Here is a 20,037-nt window from a genome sequence, read left to right on the forward strand (position 1 = left end):
ACCTCACGGCGGGGGAACTCCCGTACGTTCGTGAGTCCACCCGCGCTCAGGTGAGGCGCCTCACCTCACGGCGGGTGAGCTCCCGTACGTTCGTGAGTCCACCCGCGCTCAGGTGAGGCGCCTCTCCTCACGGCGGGGGAACTCCCGTACGTTCGTGAGTCCACCCGCGCTCAGGTGAGGCGCCTCTCCTCACGGCGGGTGAGCTCCCGACGCGGTCGCGCTCGCGAGCCGCCACCCCTGGCAGGTGGTCGTCGGGCCGAAGTCATCGCCGCCGCTCTCGGGCCTGCCGCGTCACCAGCAGGACGGCGACCGCGGCGGCGATGGCGGCGAACCCGAGCACCATCGACTGGGGCCGATCCGTCAGCCGGGCCACGGCCACCCAGGCCAACCCCCACGCGATCCCGGCGGCGACGAACCAGTTGCCACCGAAGACGCGGCCGAGTCGGGCCGCGACGACGACCACCGCGGCCAGCACGACCACCGTGAGCACGGTGGGCACGACACCCGTCGCCGGCACCCCCCACGCCACCAGGGTGGCCGCGATGTTCGCGCACACCGCGACGCAGACCCAGCCGAGGTAGAGCCCGAACGTCCCGTCGACCACGGCGAGCTCCAGACGTCCCCGGGGCGGCTCCTGCGTCAACCGATCGACGATCATGGCGCAGGTCACGAGCAGGGCAATGATGACGACCACGCTGACCGCGAGCCAGCCGACCTGGGTGACCAGCAGCCACGTCGCGTTGAGCACCATGGACAGCGCGGCCAGCCAGGCGGTCCGGCGGTGGCGCTCGGTTGCCGCGTTGGCGGTGCGCCACTGCCACAGGGTGTAGGCCCCCAGGCCGAGGTAGATGACGCTCCAGATCGAGAACGCCGGGCCCGCTGGCGCGATGAGCGTCGCGTCCGCAGCCAGGTCACCGCCGGAGGACTCCGCCACCCGCGTGCCGATGACGCCGGTCCCGACCAGCGTCCCGAAGACACAGAAGACGGCGGCGACCGTCACCGCCAGCTGGCGCACCCGGAGTCGTTGATCCACAGCGGAGTTCGTCATGGGCACAGCCTGCCGTAGCGGCCTCCAGCGGAGCGACCCCGAATCCGAGCGCGCTGAGCCGGCGAGGCCTGGGCGAACAGCCACCGGCGCCTCGACGACCGGCCGGCAACCGTGACTCAGGGACGTTGACCGGAGGCACGAACGGCGCGGGTGCCGGCCGCAACGCCGGGACGTCGATCTCGATGATCGACGGTCCCTGGCGGTCAATCGCGGCGGCGAGCGCCTTGTCGAAGGAGCCGGCGTCGCGGACCCGCTGATGCGGCAACTGCAGCGAACGGGCCAACACCGCGTAGTCGGGGGTCGTCAGGTCCACCCCACGGCGCGGGGCGCCGTGGGCCTGCTGCATGTTGCCCAGCACGCCGTACCCGCCGTCGTTGAACAGCGCAACGATCACGTGCGGCGCCTCCGCGGCAAGCGTGGCCAGCTCCCCGAGGTGGACGGCGAGGCCGCCGTCGCCGACGATCGCGAGGACCGGTACGTCGGGGCGGGCGACGCCCGCGCCGATCGCCATGGCCAGGCCCTGGCCGATGCCGCCGCCGGCCGCGAAGAGGTTCGTGGTCGGGTCGTAGACCTCGAGAAGCCGGTTGCCCCACGAGCTGCCCGGGATGGTGACGTCGCGGACCAGCGGCGACTCCCGCGGCAGCCGGACCCGCATGGCGTCGCAGATCTGGGCGTAGGCGCCGAGATCCGCGCGATGGCTCTCGCGCGCCGCCCGCGCCGCCGCGGCCACCCGCTCGGCCCAGCCCTCCTCGGCGCCGACCGCGTCGGCACCGCGGCCACCACCGGACCCTCCGGCGCGCGCGGCCAGCGCCTCCTGCAGCGCCGGCACCGCCGTCGCGGCGTCCGCGATCAGCCCCGCCGCCACCGGGAAGTTGCGGCCGATCGCCTCGGGGTCCACGTCGATCTGGATGTGCCGGCGCGGCAGGGGCAGCTCGAAGTTCTTGGTCTCGTGGGCCCGCAGGTGGCTGCCCACGGTGAGCAGGCAGTCAGCGTCGGCGATGCGGTCGGCCAGCTGCTCCTCGACGGCGAAGTTGCCGATCAGCAGCGGGTGGTCCTCGGGCACCGACCCGCGGCCGTTCGCGCCGGTGAGCACTCCCGCGCCCCACTGCTCGGCCAGCTCGGTCAGCGCCGGTCCGACCCACCGCGCACCCCCGCCGGCCCAGATCAGCGGCCGCCGTGCCTCGCTCATCAGCCGGGCCGCGGCGGCGAGATCCCGCTTGGTGGCCGTGGCCGGCTTGGGCTCGCTCCCGGTGACCTTGACCTGGTCGGCCGGGTCCGCGGTGTACTGCAGGTCGATCGGCCAGTCGATGCTCACCGGCCTGCAGGGCGCTGCCCCCAGCCGCCGTACGGCCTCCGTCAGCACCCGCCGCGCGTGCGAGGCCCGCTCCACCCGCAGCGCCGCCCCCGAGACCGCCGCGAGCATCTCCAGCTGCCGCGGCACCTCGTGGTAGACGCCGCGGTCCTCGCCGAGGTACGTCGAGTCGATGTTGCCCGTCACGTGCAGCACCCGGCTCTGCGCGGTGAGCGCCTCCAGCATCGCGCCCGCGGCGTTCCCGGCGCCGGTCCCGGTCTAGGTCAGCGCTACCCCGATGCCGCCGGTGGCCCGGGCGTAGCCGTCCGCGGCGTTGACCGCCGCCGCCTCGTGCCGCACCGGCACGAACCGCAGCTCCCGATCCACGGCCTCGACCAGCGGGATGTTATGGATGCTGATGACCCCGAACGCCACCGACACCCCTGCGGCGCGCATCACCTCGGCGAGGATGTCGCCGCCGGTGGGGCCGTCCGTGGTCAGCTTCGCGGTGGGCAGTTCGCTGGCCTCGGTGGTGGTGTGCTTGTCGGTCACGACGCCGCCTTTCGCTCGGGGTGGGCTCATCGGGTCGCGGGGCGCTGCGAGTGGCTGGCCACGCCTCAGGTGAGTCGCCTCTCCTCAGGGTGGGTGAACTCCCGTCCGTACGCGAGTTCTCCCGCCGCGACGAGAGGCGCCTCCCCTCGGCGCGGTCGCCGCCGCCGAGCCGCCGTACGGCCGTGCGGCACACCCGGGTCCCCTCGGCGGCGTCGCGCCGCCCAGCCGCCGTACGACCTTGGGGGGAGCCCAACCTCCGCCCCTCGCCCGATGGCACGGCGGGTGCGCTCCGGCGACAGTGAGGTCATGGACCAGCTCGGACAGCCCGCCGCCGCCAACGACGCCAGCCGGCCCGGGGACAGCGCCCACGAGCCACGGCGCCGCCCCCGCCGCTGGCTGCGCTGGGTGGGCGCCACGCTCGCAGCCCTGATCGCCGTGGTCCTGCTCGCCGTGTGGCAGCTCGGGCCGCGCTACGGCCTGTACCTGGTGCCCCCGTCGCCGCAGGCCTACGCCGATGACGCGCTCAACACGATGGATTCGGGGTACTTCGCGCGTGGGCCCGAGTGGGACCGCGCCCGGGCCAAGGCCGTCGCGGACACGCGGGGGGCGGACAGCTACGAGCAGACCCTGCCGCCGCTGCGGGAGGCGCTCGCGGTCGCCGGCGGCAAGCACTCGACGATCTTCCCCGCCGGGCAGCAGCTCTCCAGTGTCGACACGGAGCGCCCCATGCCCGCGTTCACCCAGGCGGACGGCATCGCCACCGTCACCGTGCCGAAGGTGAGCGCGGACGACCCGACGTTCACGAAGAGCTACGCCACGACGATGGCCGACGGCATCGACGCCCGCCAGGCGCAGGCGAGCTGCGGATGGATCGTCGACGCCCGGCAGAACCACGGCGGCGACATGCGCCCCATGCTGGCCGGCCTGACCCCGCTGCTCGCCGACGGAAAGATCGGGGGGTTCGTCGACCGCGACGGCCGTACGACGACCCTCGCCGTCGCGGGCGGAAGCGTGCGGCTGGGCGACAACGAGGCCGCCTCGGTCAGCGCCCACGCCAAGTCCGGGCGCCCGGTCGCGGTCCTGCAGGGCCCCGACACCGGCAGCTCGGGCGAGGTCGTCGTCCTCGCCTTCAAGGGCGCACCGGGCGCTCGGTCGTTCGGCGCCCCCACCGCAGGCTACTCCTCGGCGAACCAGACCATCCGCCTGTACGACGGCACCCAGATGCTCTTGACCTCGGCCGTCGACATCGACCGGACCGGCACGACGTACGGCGAGCGCGTCGCCCCCGACCAGGCGACCCCCGTCGATTCCGCCGAGCAGGCGGCGACCGCCTGGCTGCGCCAGCAGTGCGGCCGCTGAGGACTACCCTCTCGCCGTACGGGGTTCGCTCGACGCCCCCCGCCGACCCAGCCACCGCGAGCCAACCGCGCGCTCCCCCAAAGCGCCGAGCCCTGCGACGAAGGACGACGCCATGAGCCAGTTGACCGCCCGCAACCCCGAGTTCGCCGCCGTCGTCCGCGATTCCTTCGCCCGGCAGGGTCTGATGGCCACGCTCGGCGCCGAGCTGACCGTGGTCGAGCCCGGCCACGTCACGATCGCGGTGCCCTTCGACGACCGGCTGAGCCAGCAGCAGGGCTTCTTCCACGGCGGGGTGACGACATCCATCGTGGACTCCAGCTGCGGCTATTCGGCGCTGACCCTGATGGCGGCCGGGTCGGAGGTGCTGACGGTCGAGTTCAAGATCAACCTGTTCGCCCCGGCCGCGGGCGAGCGCCTGATTGCGCGGGGCCGGGTGGTGCGCGGCGGCCGGACGATCACGGTGTGCCAGGGGGACGCGTACGCCGTGCGCGGCGGCAGCGAGACGCACTGCGCGACCATGGTCGCCACGATGATGCGCGTCGAGACGGCCTGAGACCCATGAACCTGGCGACGACCACCGACGGCGAGTCGAGCCCGGCGGCATGGCGCATCCGGGCCGCAACTCCGGTCGACGGGGCAGCGATTGAGCGGCTGCACCTGGCCGCGTTCCCCGAGGAGGGCCCGCAGATCGTCGACCTCTTGCGGTCCCTCGCGCCGGCCACCCGAGCGTCTTTCGTGGCCGTCGCCGCGCTCGTCGAGACCACCGAGCCCGACCTGGAGCCCGTCATCGGCCACGTGCAGCTCAGCCGGGGCTGGGTCGACGCTCGACGCGCCCTCGTCGAGGTGCTCGTGCTGTCCCCCCTCGGCGTTGACCCGGCCCACCAGGGGCACGGCATCGGCGCGGCGCTGGTCGGCGCGGCCCTGGAGTGGGCGCGGGCGCACGCCGTAGCGGGCGTCTTCCTGGAAGGCGACCCCGGCTACTACGGCCGACTGGGCTTCGAGCCGGCGGCGCGGCACCACGTGACCCCGCCGTCCGAGCGGATCCCGGCGGCGGCCTGCCAGCTCGTCGTCACCGGCGAGTGGCCGGCGTGGCTGCGCGGCCGGCTCGTCTACGCGGAGGCGTTCTGGGCGACCGACACCGTGGGGCTGCGGGACCCGTTGCTGGCGGAGCTGGAGACCCGATTCGGCGCGCCGTCCTAGGCGACCACCGCGACGAGCATCACCAGCGGCAGCGACACCAACGAGGCGATGGTCGTCACGGTCGTCATGGTCTTCAGGCTGCCCTGCGTGGTCAGGCCCAGCAGCGACTTGAACATCCAGAAGAAGTTGCTGTTGACGTGCAGCGCGAACAGGGCACCCGACGCGATGGCCAGCCCGATCGCCACCGGCGCGACGTCGATGGAGGACAGGATCGGGGCGATGATCCCGGCCCCCGTGATCGCCGCCACCGACACCGAGCCGATCGCCAGGTGCAGCACCGCGGCGATGAACCAGGCCAGCAGAATGCTCAGGACGATGGGGGCGCCGGCGTCCGCGCTGAACAGGCCGCCGAGGATCTTCGCCAGGCCGGTCGCCTTGATCACGGCGCCGAGCGAGCCGCCGATGCCCGTGACGAGGAGGATCTCCCCGGAGGTGTGCAGGCCGTCGGAGAAGGCCTCGTCCGTGCGGTCCTTGCCGACGCTGCGGCGGGCGAGGAGGTAGGCCCCCACCAGGCCGGTGAACAGTGCGATGTTCGCGTTGCCGACGAAGTCGATGACGTCGTTGGTGAAGCCCGCCAGTTCCGCGAACGCGCCGAAGGCGATCATGAGCAGCGGCACGATGATCGGCAGCATCGAGACGGCCAGCGGCGGCCCGTGCGGGGCGTCCTCTACGTCGGCGACCTCGACCTCGGCGGCCCGGTCCGGCGCGACCGGGCGCCCGTCCGCGGTCGCGACATGGTGCGCCTCGGCCGGCCCGGCCTGGTGCCCTTCGGCCACGTGGGCCGCCGCGACCGGTGCGCCCTCGTTCGCCTCCATGTCCCGCAGGGCCTCGTCCTGCTCCTCGTCGGTGGCTGGGTTCCACCAGCCGAACCGCAGCATGGAGCGGAAGATCAGCGTGGTCAGCAGGGCGGTGAGGGGGCCGATGACGATGCCGTAGAGCAGGTAGGTCCCCAGCGGGATCTTGAGCAGTCCGGCGATGGAGATCGCAGACAGCCCCGGCACCACGAACACGTAGCCGCAGAAGATGCCCGTGCCGAGCGCGCCCGCCATGAGACCCAGCCCCTTGGGGCCGATGTGCGGAGCGGCCTGGCGCGCCACCGGGGCGGCGAGGACGACCTGCACGTCGACGTAGATCGAGGGGAAGATCGTCGCCAGGGACATCGCGAGCGCATAGGGGATGCGGCGCGGCCCGAAGACCCGCAGCAGCACCTGGACGATCCTGCGGAAGGTGCCGGTCGTGTGCAGCAGCGACCCGATCAACACTCCGAAGCCGATCAGCAGGCCGACGCTGGCCATGATGCTGCCGAACCCCTCGGTGATGGCCTTGACGGTCCCGGCGAAGCCCACGCCGGCAGCCAGCCCCAGATAGAGGCAGCCGACGATGAGGGAGATGATCGGGTCCACCTTGGCCTTGATGATCAACAGGACCACCACCGCGATGGCTATGGCGGTGTGCATCGCGACCATGCGATCTCCTTAGTGCCGGAACCCGATCGGGGTGCTGACGCTAGCGCCGTCCGGCCGACCCGGCTAGTTACCCGCCGGGGTCGAGGGGCCGCCCCCGCTCGCCGACGCCCATCCTGGACGCGACTTGACCCGATTATCGCTATTGGTAATCCTTCTCATTATGAGTCGAGCCATCCTTCGCGTCCCCCTCCTCCTCGGCAGCGTCGCGCTCTGCGCCGCGGCCTGCGCCCAAGCCCCCGCCCCCGCCGGCAACACCGCGGCCAACAGCGCCGCCACCTCGGGCGCGAGCACCGCAGCCGCCCCGACGTACAGTCCCGTCCCGGAGGCGACCACCACCGCCGCGGCCCCGAGCGGGACGCCGAGCGCCGCGGAGGTCAGGGCGCGGTCGCCGCGGCTCGCGCTCAGCTACGACGGCGGCGTGCTCGTCCTCGACGCCCTGACCGGCAAGGTCCTCGGCGACCTACCCGCCAAGGGCTTCACGCGGCTGAACCCCGCCGGCGACGAGCGGCACGTCCTGCTCACCGAGGGCGACGCCTTCCGGGTGCTCGACCTCGGGGCGTGGTCGGAGCCGCACGGCGACCACGCGCACCGGTACGCCGGGGACCCGCGCCCCACCGACCTCGCCTTCGCCAGCAAGAAGCCCGGTCACGCCGTGGTGCACGACGGCAAGACGGTGCTGTACGGCGACGGCAACGGCAAGGTGGAGAGCTTCGCCTCGGCGGACCTGCTGGCCGGCAAGGCACCCAAGACCCAGGTCTGGACCGACCCGAGTCCGCACCACGGCGTCGCGGTGATCCGCGCCGACGGCACGATGCTGACCACCAAGGGCGACGCCAAGAAGCGCGACGGCGTGGTGATCCTCGACGCCGCCCGCGCCAAGATCGCCGAGAGTTCCGACTGCCCGGGCGTCCACGGCGAGGCGGCCGCGGCGGATCACGTGCTGGCGGTCGGCTGCGAGAACGGGATCCTCATCGTCAAGGGCACCCAGATCACCAAGGTGGCATCGCCCGACGCTTACGGCCGCATCGGCAACCAGGCGGGCTCCGAGAAGTCCCCGGTCATCCTCGGCGACTACAAGGTCGACAAGTCGGCCGAGCTCGAGCGGCCGAAGCGCATCTCCCTCACCGACACCCGCACGAACTCCCTGAAGCTCGTCGACCTGCCGGCCAGCTACTCGTTCCGCTCGTTGCGCCGCACCCCGACCGGCGACGGGCTGGTGCTCGGCACCGACGGCGTGCTGCGCGTCATCGACGTCCAGGCGGCCAAGGTCGGCCGCGAGATCCCCGTGACGAAGTCCTGGGACGAGCCGGTGGACTGGCAGAAGCCCCGGCCGGCGATCCACGTGCAGGACGGTACGGCGTACGTGACCGAGCCGGCCGAGCGGCTGCTGCACCTCGTCGACCTGGAGTCGGGCAAGCTCGTCAAGACCGTGCAGCTGCCGCGGGTGCCCAACGAGATCACCGGCACGCGCGGCTGACCGTCGCCGCTCCGAACGGAGACCTACCGGCGCCCTGAGGCGTCGCCGCTCCGTTCGGAGGCAGTTGCCCCGGCCCCCTGGGGCGTCGCCGCTCCGTTCGGAGCGTCGGCGGCGGGGAGAAGTCCACCCCGCCCGGCGTACCCGCGATGCCTCGGCGCGGAATACTCGGGAACGCCGTACCCCTCGCGAGAACGGAGCTCCCCGTGACCTCTTCGCCCACCGCGCCCCGCGGGGTCCTCGTCACCGCCGGCGCCGGCGGCATCGGCCGGTGCATCGCGGCGGCCTTCGCCCGGGCCGGCGACCGGGTCCACGTGTGTGACGTCGACGAAGCCGCGCTCGCCGCCACCACCGCGGAGCTGACCGCCGCGGGACCGGGCGAGGTGACCGGCGAGATCTGCGACGTCGCCGACGAGGAGGCGGTGCGGCGGTTCGTGGCTGGGGCCGCACAGACCCTGGGCCGCATGGACGTGGTGGTCAACAACGCCGGGATCGCCGGTCCGACCTGTCTGGTGGAGGAACTCGCGCTGGCGGATTGGCAGCGGGTCCTCGACGTCAACCTCACCGGTCACTTCCTGATATCGCGGGAGACCATTCCGCACCTGAAAGCCGCCGGGGGCGGCGCGATGGTCTTCGTGTCGTCGCTGGGTGGGCGGCACGGCTACCCGCGACGCGCGCCGTACGCCGTCGTCAAGCGCGGCGTGCTCGCCCTGGTGGAGACCCTGGCCATGGAGCTCGGCGAGCACCAGATTCGGGTCAACGCCATCGCGCCGGGTCTCGTGGACGGCGACCGGGTACGCCGGGTGTTCGCCGGCCGCGCCGAGGCGGGCGGCACCTCGATCGAGCAGGAGATGGCGGGGGCGCTGGCGCTGCAGTCGCTGAAGTACATGGTCAATCCCGACGACATCGGCGCGCTCGCCGTCTTCCTCGCCTCGGACGCGGCCCGCTCGATCTCCGGGCAGACGATCGGCATCGACGGCGCCTCGCGCAGCATCGCCTGAGCCGGCCCCCCCCTAGGCTGCGGACATGACTCGGGGTGGCGGCACACCGGATGGGGCGGCATCGCGCCGGATGGAGGCCCGGCTCAACGTGCTGCGCAGCGGCAGCGACGTCGAACGGACCATCTTCTTCAGCGACGCGGTCTTCGCCATCGCCATGACGCTGCTGGTGCTGGAGCTGCGGGTGCCGGAGGCGTCGGCGGACGTCAGCGCCCACGCGTTCGCCGAGGCGGTCGCCGAGAAGGTCCCGGCGTTCATCGCGTTCGTGTTGAGCTTCGTCATCATCGGCCTGACCTGGTTGACGCACCATCGCCGGTTCAAGGCCCTGGCGGCGTACGACACGAGACTCCAACTGGCCAACCTCGGCATGCTCTTCTTCGTCGCCTTCATGCCCGTGCCGACCGGCATGTTGTTCCAGCACAGCGGCGGCTCGCCGATCCCGCCGATGCTCTACGCCGCGACGATCGTCGGCATCTTCGGGATGCTGGATCTCGCCTGGTGGCACGCGTGGCGGTCCGGCCTGCTGAAGGAGCACGTGACGCCCGCGTTGTACCGCTTCACCGCGGCCGCGCTGCGGCCCGCGCTCCTGGTCTTCCTGCTCTCGATCCCGCTGGCGCTGATCAGCCCGAACGGCGCCGAGTACGCGTGGCTGACGCTGTGGCCCCTGGCCGCGCTGAACGGACGCTGGCAGAAGCGCCGGTTCGTACGCGCCGAGACCAGTGCGACGACGGCGACAGGCGATCCGGCCACGGCGTGACGCGAACCGATCGCGGCTCTGGCGTGGGGTGCAGGTGCTTCGGGGCGGAGCCCGTCGGGGTCGGCCCGCCGGAGACGAGCGGGCGCCGCGGCCAGCGGGCACCGGCCGCGCCCCCTTCTCAGTGGTGCTCGCCGTCCGCCTGCGTCACGTGGATCGTGCCCTGGGGGTGCTGGGCGGGGCCGTAGAGCGAGTAGAGCTTCAGCGGCTCCTTCGGGGAGGCGTTGACGATGTTGTGCCAGGTCCCGGACGGCACGAGGATCGCGCTGTCCTTGTGCGCGACCCCGGCGAAGCGGACGTTGCCCTGGCTGTCGCCGAAGTAGACCTTGGCCATCCCCGACTCGACCCGCAGGAACTGGTCGACGTTGCTGTGCATCTCCAGCCCGACGTCCCCGCCGACCGGGATCGACATGAGCGTGAGCTGCAGGGTGTCAGCGGTCCACGCGGCGGTGCGGAAGTTCGTGTTGGCCAGCGTGGCGGCCTCCACGTCCAGCACGAACGGCGTGGCGCCAGGATCCTTCGTGAACGGCGCGACAGGGGTGACCGCCCCGACGCTCGGGTGCGCGGTGCCGTGGTCCTCGACCGGCTGGGTGACGTGGACGGTGCCCTGGGGGTGTTGCGCCGGACCGTAGAGGGAGTGGAGCTTGAGGGGCGCCGTACCGGTGTTGACGATGTTGTGCCACGTCCCCGACGGGACGAGGATCGCGTCCCCGGGGCCGACGTCCTTGACGTAGCCGAGCGTGGTCGCCGAGCCCGTCATCACCTGGGCGGTGCCGCTCTCCACGCGCAGGAACTGGTCCACGTTCGCGTGCATCTCCAGGCCCACGTCGCCACCGACCGGGATGGACATGAGGGTGAGCTGCAACGTGTCGCACGTCCACGCCGCGTACGGAAGTTGCGGTTCTTGACGGTCTCCTGGGCGATCTTGATCACCGCGGGGACGCAACCGAGGTCCCGGAAGGTCAGCCCCGAGTTCGGGCCGGCCTGCGTGGCGGCGCCTGGCGTGGCCGGCACCGCCGGGGCGGCGACGGCGGCTCCGGCGCCTGCGGCGAGCATCGTGGCGGCGAGAGTCAGGGGAAGGAGGCGGGATCCGGTACGGCGCATGGTCAACTCCTCGACGACAAGGCGGCGGCCCCCCACCCCCGAGTCGTTCCACCGCCAGGCAGACTGCGGACTCTTGAGGCATATCACCTCTTCAGCCGGCTGAAGACCAGGCGAATTGTCCTGAGCCACACCGGTTTTGCATTTCAGCCGGCCTGTGGAGGCATCGCCCCCCACCGAGGGCGACCCGTCATGCGACCGGGTGCCGCGGGGGCGCCCTCCCGCGGTACCCGATCAGCAACCGCTCGGCCGGACCCGGGTCAGCCCATCGTGCGTTGCCCGTCGATGGCCTCCCGGATGATGTCGGCGTGACCCGCGTGCTGGCTGATCTCGGCGAGCATGTGCAGCGCCACGCGGCGGACCGACCAGCTGACTCCCGGCTCGAACCAGGGCGCCTCGGGCAGCGGGTGGGCGCCGTCGAGGTCGGCCTCCCGCAGGATCTGCTCGGTGCGTGTGGCGACCTCGGCCAGGCGATCGCGCAGCGCGGTCAACGTCTCGGCCGCGCCGACGGTGAACCGGTCGTCCTGCCACGCGGCCTGCGCGGGGTCGTCGCCCTGGTCCGCGGCGGTCTCTGCGGCGAGGGACTCCCAGTCCACGCCGGACCCGTAGACTCCCCCGCCACCGAAGGCCGAGGCGCCCTGCACCGCGAACGCGAACCACTGCTGCTCGGTGTCGGCGACGTGCTTGAGCAGGCCGGCAATCGTCAGCTGGCTGACGGTGCTGCGGGTGCGGGCCTGTTCCTCGGAGAGGCCCTCGGCGGTCTGCAGGAGGAACCCGCGGTGCCGGGCCAGGGTCTCGATCAGCGTTTCGCGCTCGCTCATGGGGCTGTCCTTCCGTCGGTCTCGATGAGCCGACGCTAGAAGCGAATCCGGACAGAATCGGTCCGCTGCTTCGGGACCGCGGGCCTGGGCCGCCGGTTCAGCCGAGGAGCGAGAGCCCGGCCGAGAGCGCGAACCCGACGACCGTGAACAGGCCGGTCTTGTCCTGTTCCTTCTCCCGGGCCTCGGGCACCATCGAGTCGACGAGCATGACCAGCAGGGCGCCCGCGGCGAACCCGTTGATCGCCGCCTTGAGTTCGGCGGAGGTGGCCTCGGCCACGGCGTACCCGCAGACGGTGGCCGCCGCACAGATCAACGCGACGATCGCCCAGAGCGCCAGGATGCGGGCCTTCGACTGGCCGGCCGCGCGCATATCGGCGGAGGAGCCGATGGCCTCCGGCAGGTTCGAGACGAAGATCGCGACGAGCAGGGCCAGGCTCAGGCCCTCCCCCTGGGCGAGGCCGATGCCGAGGACGAGCTGCTCCGGTACGCCGTCGAGCAGTGCCCCCAGCGCCAACGTCGCGCCGGCACCGCCCTGGCCGGCCGAGGACGGACCGCGGGGCGCGCCGCCCGATCCGCCGCGGGGCGCACCGCCTGCATGGTCGTTGTCGCCGTCCTCGCCGTCCCGCTTGCGGGTTCGGCCGCCGAGTCTGGTGACCGCCCGGTCTGCCCCGAAGAAGGTGAGGGCGCCGACCGCCAACCCGACCGCGACCGCCCAGGGGCCCCCGCTGTGCACCCCCTCCTCGGCGAGTTCGAAGGAGACGCTGGCGATGAGCGCCCCGGCGCCGAAGCCCAGCACGGCGCCGATCAGCCCGTCGGGCCAGCGGCGGACGAGCGCGAGAACTCCACCGAGAACCAGCGACGAGGCCGCCACCAGGCCCCAGCCCAGCGCGCCTAGCACGCAGGGCTCCTCATGTTCACCCGCATGGGTCCAGCGTGCGGTGCCGCGGCGGGTGGGGCCACCGGAACGCGCCGGACACCGGCGGTGGACCGGTCAGCGAAGGTGAGGGACGTTCATGGCGAGCACGTAGGCGGCCACGGCAAAGAGCAGCACGCTGAAGGCGAGGCTGAGCTTGCGGGGGTCCACGCGGGCGGCGATCCGGCCGCCCGCGATGCTGCCGATGGCCCCGAATGCGCTGAACGTCAGGATGATCGGCCAGTCGATCGACACGCCGCCGCCGACCCGGGCGCCGAGGGCGACCAGGCAGTTCAGGACGATCACGAGCAGCGACGTACCGACCGCGACGGGCATCGAAAACCCCAAGGCGAGCACGAGCGCGGGGACCACGGCGAACCCGCCGCCCACGCCGAAGAAGCCGGTGAGGAAGCCCACCCCCGTGGCCGTCGCGATGAGCACGCCGAGGCCACGCCGCGTCCCGCCCCCGTCCGGGCCCGCCCCGGCCGACTCGCCACCCTGCGCGCGGCGCCGGATCATGAGCGTCCCCAGGGCGATCATCAGCACGCCGAACGCCGTCATGAGGACCGGCGCGGAAACCGCCGCCGACAGCTTGGACCCCACCAACGAACCGACCACCCCGACCGCGCCGAAGACCAAGCCGTCGCGAACCCGCACGTTGCCCTTGCGGGCGTGGCTGCCCACCCCGGCCAGCGCGGTCAGCATGACGATGACCAGGGACCCCGCGGTGGCGGCGGCCGGCTGCTGCCCAAGGACGTAGACGAGGATCGGCACCGTCAGGATCGCGCCGCCGCCGCCGAGCGCGCCCATCACGACGCCGATGAGGAGCCCGAGGGGGACGATCACCGCGAGGCTGCCCATGACCGTCTCGTCCGCTCAGCGCGCCAGCGCGGCGATGACGTCGGCGGCGTCGGGCTCGAGGTCGCGGTTGTACGGCAGCTTGCTCAGCAGAGATCCCATCAGGCACGAGTCTGTCAGAGCCGCCGTCATGAGGCCGGCACCGATGGCTCCCGACAGCCACTTGGCCTTCGGCGCAACCGTGCTGGTCAACACGCCCGTCGCGACGATGCCGCCGGCCACGAGCCGGACCTGACGCTCCAGGTCCCAGCGGCCCTCGCCGTGGTTCACGGCTCCGCCCTCGCGCTGCCAGGCCTGCATCCCCCCGGTGAGCACGTGCAGCCGGGACAGGCCGGCGGCGGCGAGGATCTGCTCGGCCTCGCTGGCTCTCTTGTCACTGCGGCAGATGAGGACGATCTGCTCGTTCAACGGCTCGGCGAACTCCGCGCGGTGCTCGCGCAGCAGGGGCAGCGGCACGTTGTAGGCGCCGGGGATGTGCGCGGCCCGGAACTCGGCTGCGGACCGGACGTCGATCAGTCGAGGGCGGTCGGGGTGCGTCAGCCAGTCCCGCAGGGTGGCGGCATCGACATGGGCGGGCATCGGTCGGACCGCGCCCGGATCCACCCGCGCGTGCAGGTCGGCGAGCTGATGGGGGGAGTTGTCGGTGACGGCGGTCATGGGGGCGAGTTCTCCTTCGGGGATCTCGGTGCACGGGGGCTGAGGTCGGTGGCCGCGCGCCTGGGTGGGCAGGGCACCGGGGTGGGCAGGGCTGGGGGTGGTCAGGGGTCGGGTGGTCAGCTGGTCGGGTGGTCAGCTGGTCGGGTGGTCAGCTGGTCGGGGTGGTCAGCGGTAGGCCGGCCTTGCCGGCGTTGTCGAAGGAATCGTCGATCGCGACGACGCCCCGGCCGGCGGCAGCCAGCAGGGAGGCCGCGATCGAGGCGCGGTAGCCGCCGGCGCAGTGCACCCAGACCTCTCCAGCCGGCACCTCATCGGCGCGTCGCACCATGTCGTGCAGCGGCACGTTGACGGCCGCCTCGATGTGGCCTTGCGCGTACTCCCCCGCACGACGTACGTCGAGCACGACCACCTCCCGGTGGTGCCGCACCTGGGCGAGGTCGGCGAACGTCGCTCGCGGGAAGGTGGCCAGCTGACCCTCGGTCCAGTTCTGCGGTCCGCCCGTCGCGGCCGCGGCGGGGCGGTCGATGCCGATCCGCACCATCTCCCGCTGGGCCTCGGCGACCTGCTCGGCCGTATCCCCGAGCAGCGTGACGGGCGTGCCCCACGGGATCAGCCAGCCGAGGTACGTGACGAACTGCCCGTCCAGGCCGAAGTTGAAGGTCCCGGGGGCGTGGCCGGCGGCGAACGCCGTCCGGGTCCGCAGGTCCACCAGCCATTCGCCCGCCTCGAGGCGACGACGCAGCTCGGCCGCGTCCGCCTGGGTGGGCGCGGCCAGGCTCGCGGCGAGCGGGCCGGCGGCGTTGGCCGGGCCCATGTGGGCGTAGTACGCCGGGAACTCCTCCAGCCCGGCCAGGATCTCCTCGACGTACGCGGCCTCGTCGCTGGTCAGCGCGGGGTTCTCGCGCTTCTCCTTGCCGATGGTCGAGGCGTCGCCGGAACTCTGCGTGGCCGAGCAGAACGAGCCGAAGCCGTGCGTCGGCATGACCTCGGTCTCGTCCGGCAGCTCGGCGGCGAGCCGGTGGGCGGAGGCGTGCTGGTACCGGGCGAGGGCCTCGGCGTGCTCCTTGCCGAGCAGGTCGGGCCGCCCCGTCGAGCCGAAGAGCAGCGAGCCGCCGGTGAAGACCGCCGGCTCGTGGTCGGGGCCCTCCAGCGCGTACGACAGGTGCGTGAACGTGTGCCCCGGCGTCGCGATGGCCCGCACCCGCATCGAGCCAACACCGACCACGTCGCCGTCCGCGATGGCGGTCCGCTCGAAGGCGACATCGTCGGCGCCGTTGACGTAGTACGTCGCCCCGGTCTCCCCCGCGAGCGCGTAGCCGCCGGTCACGTAGTCGTTGTGGATGTGGGTCTCGAAGACCGCCGCGATGCGTACGCCGTCCGCGGTGGCCTCCCGAGCGGCGGCGAGGACCCGGTCGATGTCGCGCTGCGGGTCGACGACGAAGGCGACCGATCCGTCATGGACGAGATAGCTGCGGTCGCCGAGGGACGGGGTTTCGATCGTGACGATGGTGGCCATGCGCACTCCTGAACGTGATACCCCTGGGGGTATTTGGTGGCTTGCCGTCAGAGTAGCCAATTCGCCTCAGCCGCTCAACTCGACGGCGTACGGTTCGTCCGATTCGCCCGGAGATGCGACGTCGCTCACATAGCGATCCCGAGGGCATTCCACAGGTTCGGCACAGCTTGCGGGACGAGCGTGGGCATGTCAGATACCCCCAGGGGCATTTTTCCGGAGTCCTCGAGGGAAACCTGCCCCGCATCCGCAAAGGAGCGCACCATGGTCCCCCGTCGCCGCACGAAGCTCGGTCGTCCCGCGCAGCTCGGCGCGGCAACCCTTGCCGGGGTGGCGCTCGCCGCCACCCTCGCCGGGCCCGCCTCGGCCGGCACCCAGACCCCCGGTCCCGGCACCGGCCGCCCGACGAACTGCCCCGTGGCCACGGCCTCCCCCAGTGCCGGGTCGTCCGCCACCCCAGGCACGGGCACCAGCACCGGCGTACCCACGGCCACGTTGTCCCAGGAGACCAAGGACGGCCTGGCGTTCAGCCGGGAGGAGGAACGCATGGCCCGGGACCTCTACGCGGCCCTCGCCGCGGTGCACAACGGGGCCCGGCCGATGAGCATGATCACCACCAGCGAACAGCGGCACTTCGACGCGATCGGGACGCTGCTGCAGCGCTACGGCCTGGCGGACCCGTCGGCGGGCAAGACCGCCGGCACGTACGCCTTCCCCGAGATCCAGAAGCTGTACGACGACTGGTTCTCCCGCGGCAAGGTGTCGGTGCAGGCCGCCGCCCAGGTGGGCGTGGAGCTCGAGCAGCGCGACATCGCCGACCTGCAGAAGCTCGCGGCGCAACCGGCGCCCGACGACATCAAGGCCGTCTACGCCAACCTGCTCCAGGGTTCCCAGAACCACCTCGCGGCGTTCCAGCGCGCCGCGTCCGGGTCCGGCGGGGGCATGGGCCCCGGCGCCGGAGCCGGCCAAGGTCCGGGCCAGCGCGGCCCCGGCCAGCGGGGCCCCGGCATGGGCCGCATGGCGAGCTGATCGTCACAGGTGATGTGAGATGACGACGTCAACCCGACCCGGGGGAAGCCGGGCGGCGCTGCGCCAGCGCTCGATGTCGAGGCTGCATGTGGCCCGCTATGCCACTCAGGCGTTCTTCGCGTTGTTCATCCTGGTGGCCGCCGTTCGGCACCAGGTGGCCAAACAGAACGGGGCGCCCAGCGTCGATGCGCTGTGCCCGTTCGGCGCGGTGGAATCCCTGTACACCTGGGTCACCACGGGCACGATGGTGCCGAAGCTGCACCCCAGCAACATGATCCTGGGGATTGCTGTGGTGGTCAGCGTCCTGATCGCGGGGAACGCCTTCTGCGGCTGGATCTGCCCGATGGGCACCCTTGGCGACGTCATCACCGGGCTGCGCAAGCGGCTCGGGTGGCGCCCGGTCCACGTGCCCGACCGCGTGGACCGGGTGCTGCGCTACGGCCGCTATGTCGTGCTCGCCGCCGTGGTCATCGCCACCGTGCAGACCGGGCGGCTGATCTTCGCCGAGTACGACCCGTACGTCACCCTCTTCTCGCTGCACTGGATCTTCGAGCCGAGCACGGCCCTGATCCCGGCGCTGATCATCACGGCTGTCGTCATCGTGGGCTCGGTGCTCGTCGACCGGCTGTGGTGCCGCTACCTGTGCCCCGCGGGGGCGGTGTTTGCCGTGCTCGGCCACCTCTCCTTCCTGCGGATCCGCCGCAGCGCCTCGGCCTGCACGGACTGCGGCCTGTGCAACTCGCCCTGCCCGGTCGGCATCGACGTGGCCCATGCCGGGACGGTCAACACCGACTGCGTGGGCTGCATGGAGTGCGTCGCGACCTGCCCCTTCCCGGGGGCGCTCAATGTCACCGGCCCGACGTTCCTCGGCTCGATCGGGCGGCGCGACGAGCGCGCGACCGCGGAGGTCTCCCGATGACCGCCCAGGATCCCGGCCAGCCCCGGCGTACGTCGGCGCGCCCCGCGCCGGCCGCAGCGACCGGCGCCGCGCAACCCGCCGTACGGCGTGGCCCCCTCGCGCACCGACTCCTCATGCCGGCCGTCGCCGTCGTCGCGATCTTCGGGACGTACGGCGCCACCTCGGCCCTGGGCGTGTGGCAGTCCAGCGGCCGCACGGACGTGACGAGCGGGGCGCTGGCTCCGGCGGACCTCAAGGGGTGGATGACGGTGCAGCAGGCCAGCGATGGCCTCGGCATCGACATCCCGACGCTGCTCCGGCTGACGGGGGCGGACGCGGCGACGGTCGCCGCGGTGACCCCGGCGACACCGCTCAACGAACTCGAGGACAAGGTCCCGGACTTCACGATGTCGGCCTTTCGGGACGCCGTGACGAAGTACCGCGAGCACAGGACCATGCCCGCGCCGTCGCCCTCCGCGGTGCCCACGACTCCGGCGGCCGGGTCGACGACGCCGCATCCGACCGGGACCGGTTCGGGTTCGGGGTCCCCCAGCGGGACTCGGACGGGCACCGGTGCGGCATCCGGCGTGACCGGGACCATGACGCTGAAGCAGGTCGCCGAGGCCTACGGCATCGCCCTGCCCGACCTCATGGCCAGGGCCAAGCTGCCCGCCGACGTCCCCACGGACGTGCCGCTGCGCGACCTCAAGGCGAGGGTGCCGGGCTTCGAGGTCACCGTCGTCCGCGACGCAGTCGGCGCCGGCTGACGAACCGGCGGTGCCTCCCTGGTGCGCCCCACCGAGGCACCGCCGGCGCCGGGCCGCCGAGCAGTCAGGCGAGGCCCTTGAGCATGAGGTTCCAGTACATGAGCGGCAGTCCCCGGCTCTTGAACAGGTTGAAGTCCGTGACCGGTTCGGTGGTGTCGGGCCAGGGCAGCGGGTTGCTCGGGGTCGGCTGCATCGAATAGTCGAACTCGGCCAGCAGCAGTCGGCGCTGCGAGAGGGTGAGCGGGCAGCTGGCGTAGCCGTCGTACGACGCCCGCAGCGGCCGGCCCTGCCACGCGGACTTCATATTCGCGACCACGACAGGGGCCTGGTGGCGCACGGCCGCGCCGGTCTTGGAGTTGGGCGTCGACACGGCGTCACCGAGGGCGAAGACCTCCGGGAAGCGCACGTGCTGCAGGGTGTTCTTGTCGACCTCGACGTACCCCTTAGGGTCGGCGGCGTCGGCCAGCAGAGAGGCCTTGACCCAGTCGGGGGCCGACTGCGGCGGCACCAGGTGGGCCATCGTGTAGCCCAGCGAGCGCGTCTCGCCCGTCTCCAGGTGCCGGATCGTGACGGTGCGGTTCGGCCCGTCCACGGCGCTGACCTCGCTGCTCAGGTGCACGGTGATGCCGTAGTCGGCGGCCGTATCGGCGAGGATCTTCGCGAACTTGGGGATGCCGAACATCCCCGGCGTCGGCAGCACGAGGTGGATGTCGATGTCCTGCAGCACGCCCTCCCGGCGCCAATGGTCGGCCGCCAGATAGGCGATCTTCTGCGGGGCGCCCGCGCACTTGATCGGCCCCGCGGGCATGGAAAAGACGGCGGTGCCCGACGTCGTCGTACGGATCAGATCCCACGTCTTCGGCGCCAGGTCGAACCGGTAGTTGCTCGACGTGCCGTGCTGCCCGATGGTCTCTTCGAGGCCCGGCACCTGGTGCCAGTCGAGCTGGATGCCGGGGGCCATGACGAGCTGCCCGTAACCCACCTCGCCGCCCTCCCGAAGCTGGACGGTACGCCGCAGCGGGTCGACGCCCTCGGCGAAGTCCTTGATCCAGCGAACCCCCTTGGGCATGACCTGCTCGCGCGGCCGTTGGCTGTCCTCCTGACGCGCGCGACCGCCGCCCACCAGGGTCCAGAGCGGCTGGTAGTAGTGCATCGGGTAGGGGTCGACGACGGCGATGTCCCGGGCGCCGGCGCGGTGGAGCCGGGCGGCGACCGTGGCGCCGGCGCTGCCGGCCCCGACGATGACGTGGGTGTGCTGCGGCATGCGGTGGGTCTCCTCGTGGATCGTCGGCTGGATCGCCCCGCAGGCCGGCCCCGCTCGGAGTGCCGGCGGCGCGT

The 20,037-nt window shown here is 72.4% G+C and carries 18 protein-coding genes and 1 pseudogene; 9 read left to right on the forward strand and 10 right to left on the reverse strand.

The genetic code is table 11. The features are described from left to right. Window positions 1–262: 262 nt before the first annotated feature. On the reverse strand, window positions 263–1,048 hold the full coding sequence (locus tag IPK37_06470) for a tryptophan-rich sensory protein (GenBank protein QQS02014.1): 786 nt from the start codon (window positions 1,046–1,048) through the stop codon (window positions 263–265). 118 nt (window positions 1,049–1,166) lie between these two features. Further along, window positions 1,167–2,921 (reverse strand): annotated as a pseudogene (locus tag IPK37_06475) (thiamine pyrophosphate-binding protein). A 276-nt stretch (window positions 2,922–3,197) separates the two neighbouring features. Here IPK37_06475 and IPK37_06480 point away from each other — a divergent pair. The 3 genes from IPK37_06480 (at window position 3,198) to IPK37_06490 (ending at window position 5,450) form a co-directional block, all read left to right on the forward strand. Continuing rightward, window positions 3,198–4,250 (forward strand): S41 family peptidase, encoded by a 1,053-nt coding sequence (locus IPK37_06480; protein ID QQS02015.1) that lies wholly within the window; start codon window positions 3,198–3,200, stop codon window positions 4,248–4,250. Between the two features lie 112 nt (window positions 4,251–4,362). Beyond that, entirely contained in the window at window positions 4,363–4,803 is a 441-nt protein-coding gene (locus tag IPK37_06485; GenBank protein QQS02016.1) for a PaaI family thioesterase, read from the forward strand. A gap of 5 nt (window positions 4,804–4,808) precedes the next feature. Further along, entirely contained in the window at window positions 4,809–5,450 is a 642-nt protein-coding gene (locus IPK37_06490) for an N-acetyltransferase (protein QQS02017.1), read from the forward strand. On the opposite strand, the gene IPK37_06495 is transcribed toward IPK37_06490, so the two are convergent. Continuing rightward, on the reverse strand, window positions 5,447–6,916 hold the full coding sequence (locus IPK37_06495; protein QQS02018.1) for a GntP family permease: 1,470 nt from the start codon (window positions 6,914–6,916) through the stop codon (window positions 5,447–5,449). The two genes, IPK37_06490 and IPK37_06495, sit on opposite strands and share 4 nt — an antisense overlap. A 160-nt stretch (window positions 6,917–7,076) precedes the next feature. Between IPK37_06495 and IPK37_06500 the strand changes: the two genes are divergently transcribed. The 3 genes from IPK37_06500 to IPK37_06510 all read left to right on the forward strand — a co-directional run bounded on the left by IPK37_06500 (window position 7,077) and on the right by IPK37_06510 (window position 10,145). Further along, window positions 7,077–8,393, forward strand: a complete 1,317-nt coding sequence (locus tag IPK37_06500; protein ID QQS02019.1) for a hypothetical protein — start codon at window positions 7,077–7,079, stop codon at window positions 8,391–8,393. A 146-nt stretch (window positions 8,394–8,539) separates the two neighbouring features. Then, window positions 8,540–9,391, forward strand: a complete 852-nt coding sequence (locus tag IPK37_06505) for an SDR family oxidoreductase (protein QQS02020.1) — start codon at window positions 8,540–8,542, stop codon at window positions 9,389–9,391. Between the two features lie 25 nt (window positions 9,392–9,416). Then, window positions 9,417–10,145: a DUF1211 domain-containing protein gene (locus tag IPK37_06510; protein QQS02021.1), complete on the forward strand. Its 729-nt coding sequence runs from the start codon at window positions 9,417–9,419 to the stop codon at window positions 10,143–10,145. Window positions 10,146–10,263: 118 nt separating this feature from the next. Here the strand turns inward: IPK37_06510 and IPK37_06515 are convergent, their stop codons facing one another. From IPK37_06515 to IPK37_06540, 6 genes are all read right to left on the reverse strand, one after another. Next, window positions 10,264–10,815, reverse strand: a complete 552-nt coding sequence (locus tag IPK37_06515) for a cupin domain-containing protein (protein QQS02714.1) — start codon at window positions 10,813–10,815, stop codon at window positions 10,264–10,266. 688 nt (window positions 10,816–11,503) lie between these two features. Then, the gene (locus IPK37_06520; protein QQS02022.1) at window positions 11,504–12,064 is read right to left on the reverse strand and encodes a DinB family protein; all 561 of its coding nucleotides are present in this window, start codon (window positions 12,062–12,064) and stop codon (window positions 11,504–11,506) included. Window positions 12,065–12,161: 97 nt separating this feature from the next. After that, window positions 12,162–12,962, reverse strand: coding sequence for a ZIP family metal transporter (locus tag IPK37_06525; GenBank protein ID QQS02023.1), 801 nt, complete (start codon window positions 12,960–12,962; stop codon window positions 12,162–12,164). Window positions 12,963–13,055: 93 nt separating this feature from the next. Then, a complete protein-coding gene (locus tag IPK37_06530; protein ID QQS02024.1) occupies window positions 13,056–13,838 on the reverse strand; it encodes a sulfite exporter TauE/SafE family protein in 783 nt (260 codons plus the stop codon). A 15-nt stretch (window positions 13,839–13,853) separates the two neighbouring features. Next, the gene (locus tag IPK37_06535; GenBank protein QQS02715.1) at window positions 13,854–14,414 is read right to left on the reverse strand and encodes a rhodanese-like domain-containing protein; all 561 of its coding nucleotides are present in this window, start codon (window positions 14,412–14,414) and stop codon (window positions 13,854–13,856) included. A 226-nt stretch (window positions 14,415–14,640) separates the two neighbouring features. Continuing rightward, window positions 14,641–16,008: an MBL fold metallo-hydrolase gene (locus IPK37_06540; protein QQS02025.1), complete on the reverse strand. Its 1,368-nt coding sequence runs from the start codon at window positions 16,006–16,008 to the stop codon at window positions 14,641–14,643. 261 nt (window positions 16,009–16,269) lie between these two features. Between IPK37_06540 and IPK37_06545 the strand changes: the two genes are divergently transcribed. Genes IPK37_06545 through IPK37_06555 form a run of 3 tightly spaced genes read left to right on the forward strand, consistent with a single transcriptional unit; the run spans window position 16,270 to window position 18,699 of the window. Next, window positions 16,270–17,034 (forward strand): DUF2202 domain-containing protein, encoded by a 765-nt coding sequence (locus IPK37_06545; GenBank protein ID QQS02026.1) that lies wholly within the window; start codon window positions 16,270–16,272, stop codon window positions 17,032–17,034. Window positions 17,035–17,053: 19 nt separating this feature from the next. Further along, window positions 17,054–17,953 (forward strand): 4Fe-4S binding protein, encoded by a 900-nt coding sequence (locus IPK37_06550; GenBank protein QQS02027.1) that lies wholly within the window; start codon window positions 17,054–17,056, stop codon window positions 17,951–17,953. Then, a complete protein-coding gene (locus tag IPK37_06555) occupies window positions 17,950–18,699 on the forward strand; it encodes a hypothetical protein (protein QQS02028.1) in 750 nt (249 codons plus the stop codon). Before IPK37_06550 ends, IPK37_06555 begins: the two co-directional genes overlap by 4 nt. Before the next feature lie 64 nt (window positions 18,700–18,763). Here the strand turns inward: IPK37_06555 and IPK37_06560 are convergent, their stop codons facing one another. Beyond that, window positions 18,764–19,963, reverse strand: coding sequence for an NAD(P)/FAD-dependent oxidoreductase (locus IPK37_06560; protein QQS02029.1), 1,200 nt, complete (start codon window positions 19,961–19,963; stop codon window positions 18,764–18,766). Window positions 19,964–20,037 lie beyond the last annotated feature (74 nt).

The sequence above is a fragment of the Austwickia sp. genome (assembly GCA_016699675.1).
Classification (GTDB): Bacteria; Actinomycetota; Actinomycetes; order Actinomycetales; family Dermatophilaceae; genus Austwickia.

Bases quoted from the DNA above. Each gene is read 5' to 3' on its own strand.
- IPK37_06555 (QQS02028.1), top strand. From the start codon at position 17,950: ATGACCGCCCAGGATCCCGGCCAGCCCCGGCGTACGTCGGCGCGCCCC.
- IPK37_06545 (QQS02026.1), top strand. From the start codon at position 16,270: ATGGTCCCCCGTCGCCGCACGAAGCTCGGTCGTCCCGCGCAGCTCGGC.
- IPK37_06490 (QQS02017.1), top strand. From the start codon at position 4,809: ATGAACCTGGCGACGACCACCGACGGCGAGTCGAGCCCGGCGGCATGG.
- IPK37_06520 (QQS02022.1), bottom strand. From the start codon at position 12,064: ATGAGCGAGCGCGAAACGCTGATCGAGACCCTGGCCCGGCACCGCGGG.
- IPK37_06505 (QQS02020.1), top strand. From the start codon at position 8,540: ATGCCTCGGCGCGGAATACTCGGGAACGCCGTACCCCTCGCGAGAACG.
- IPK37_06495 (QQS02018.1), bottom strand. From the start codon at position 6,916: ATGGTCGCGATGCACACCGCCATAGCCATCGCGGTGGTGGTCCTGTTG.
- IPK37_06510 (QQS02021.1), top strand. From the start codon at position 9,417: ATGACTCGGGGTGGCGGCACACCGGATGGGGCGGCATCGCGCCGGATG.
- IPK37_06550 (QQS02027.1), top strand. From the start codon at position 17,054: ATGACGACGTCAACCCGACCCGGGGGAAGCCGGGCGGCGCTGCGCCAG.
- IPK37_06530 (QQS02024.1), bottom strand. From the start codon at position 13,838: ATGGGCAGCCTCGCGGTGATCGTCCCCCTCGGGCTCCTCATCGGCGTC.
- IPK37_06535 (QQS02715.1), bottom strand. From the start codon at position 14,414: ATGCCCGCCCATGTCGATGCCGCCACCCTGCGGGACTGGCTGACGCAC.
- IPK37_06480 (QQS02015.1), top strand. From the start codon at position 3,198: ATGGACCAGCTCGGACAGCCCGCCGCCGCCAACGACGCCAGCCGGCCC.
- IPK37_06485 (QQS02016.1), top strand. From the start codon at position 4,363: ATGAGCCAGTTGACCGCCCGCAACCCCGAGTTCGCCGCCGTCGTCCGC.
- IPK37_06540 (QQS02025.1), bottom strand. From the start codon at position 16,008: ATGGCCACCATCGTCACGATCGAAACCCCGTCCCTCGGCGACCGCAGC.
- IPK37_06560 (QQS02029.1), bottom strand. From the start codon at position 19,963: ATGCCGCAGCACACCCACGTCATCGTCGGGGCCGGCAGCGCCGGCGCC.
- IPK37_06500 (QQS02019.1), top strand. From the start codon at position 7,077: ATGAGTCGAGCCATCCTTCGCGTCCCCCTCCTCCTCGGCAGCGTCGCG.
- IPK37_06470 (QQS02014.1), bottom strand. From the start codon at position 1,048: ATGACGAACTCCGCTGTGGATCAACGACTCCGGGTGCGCCAGCTGGCG.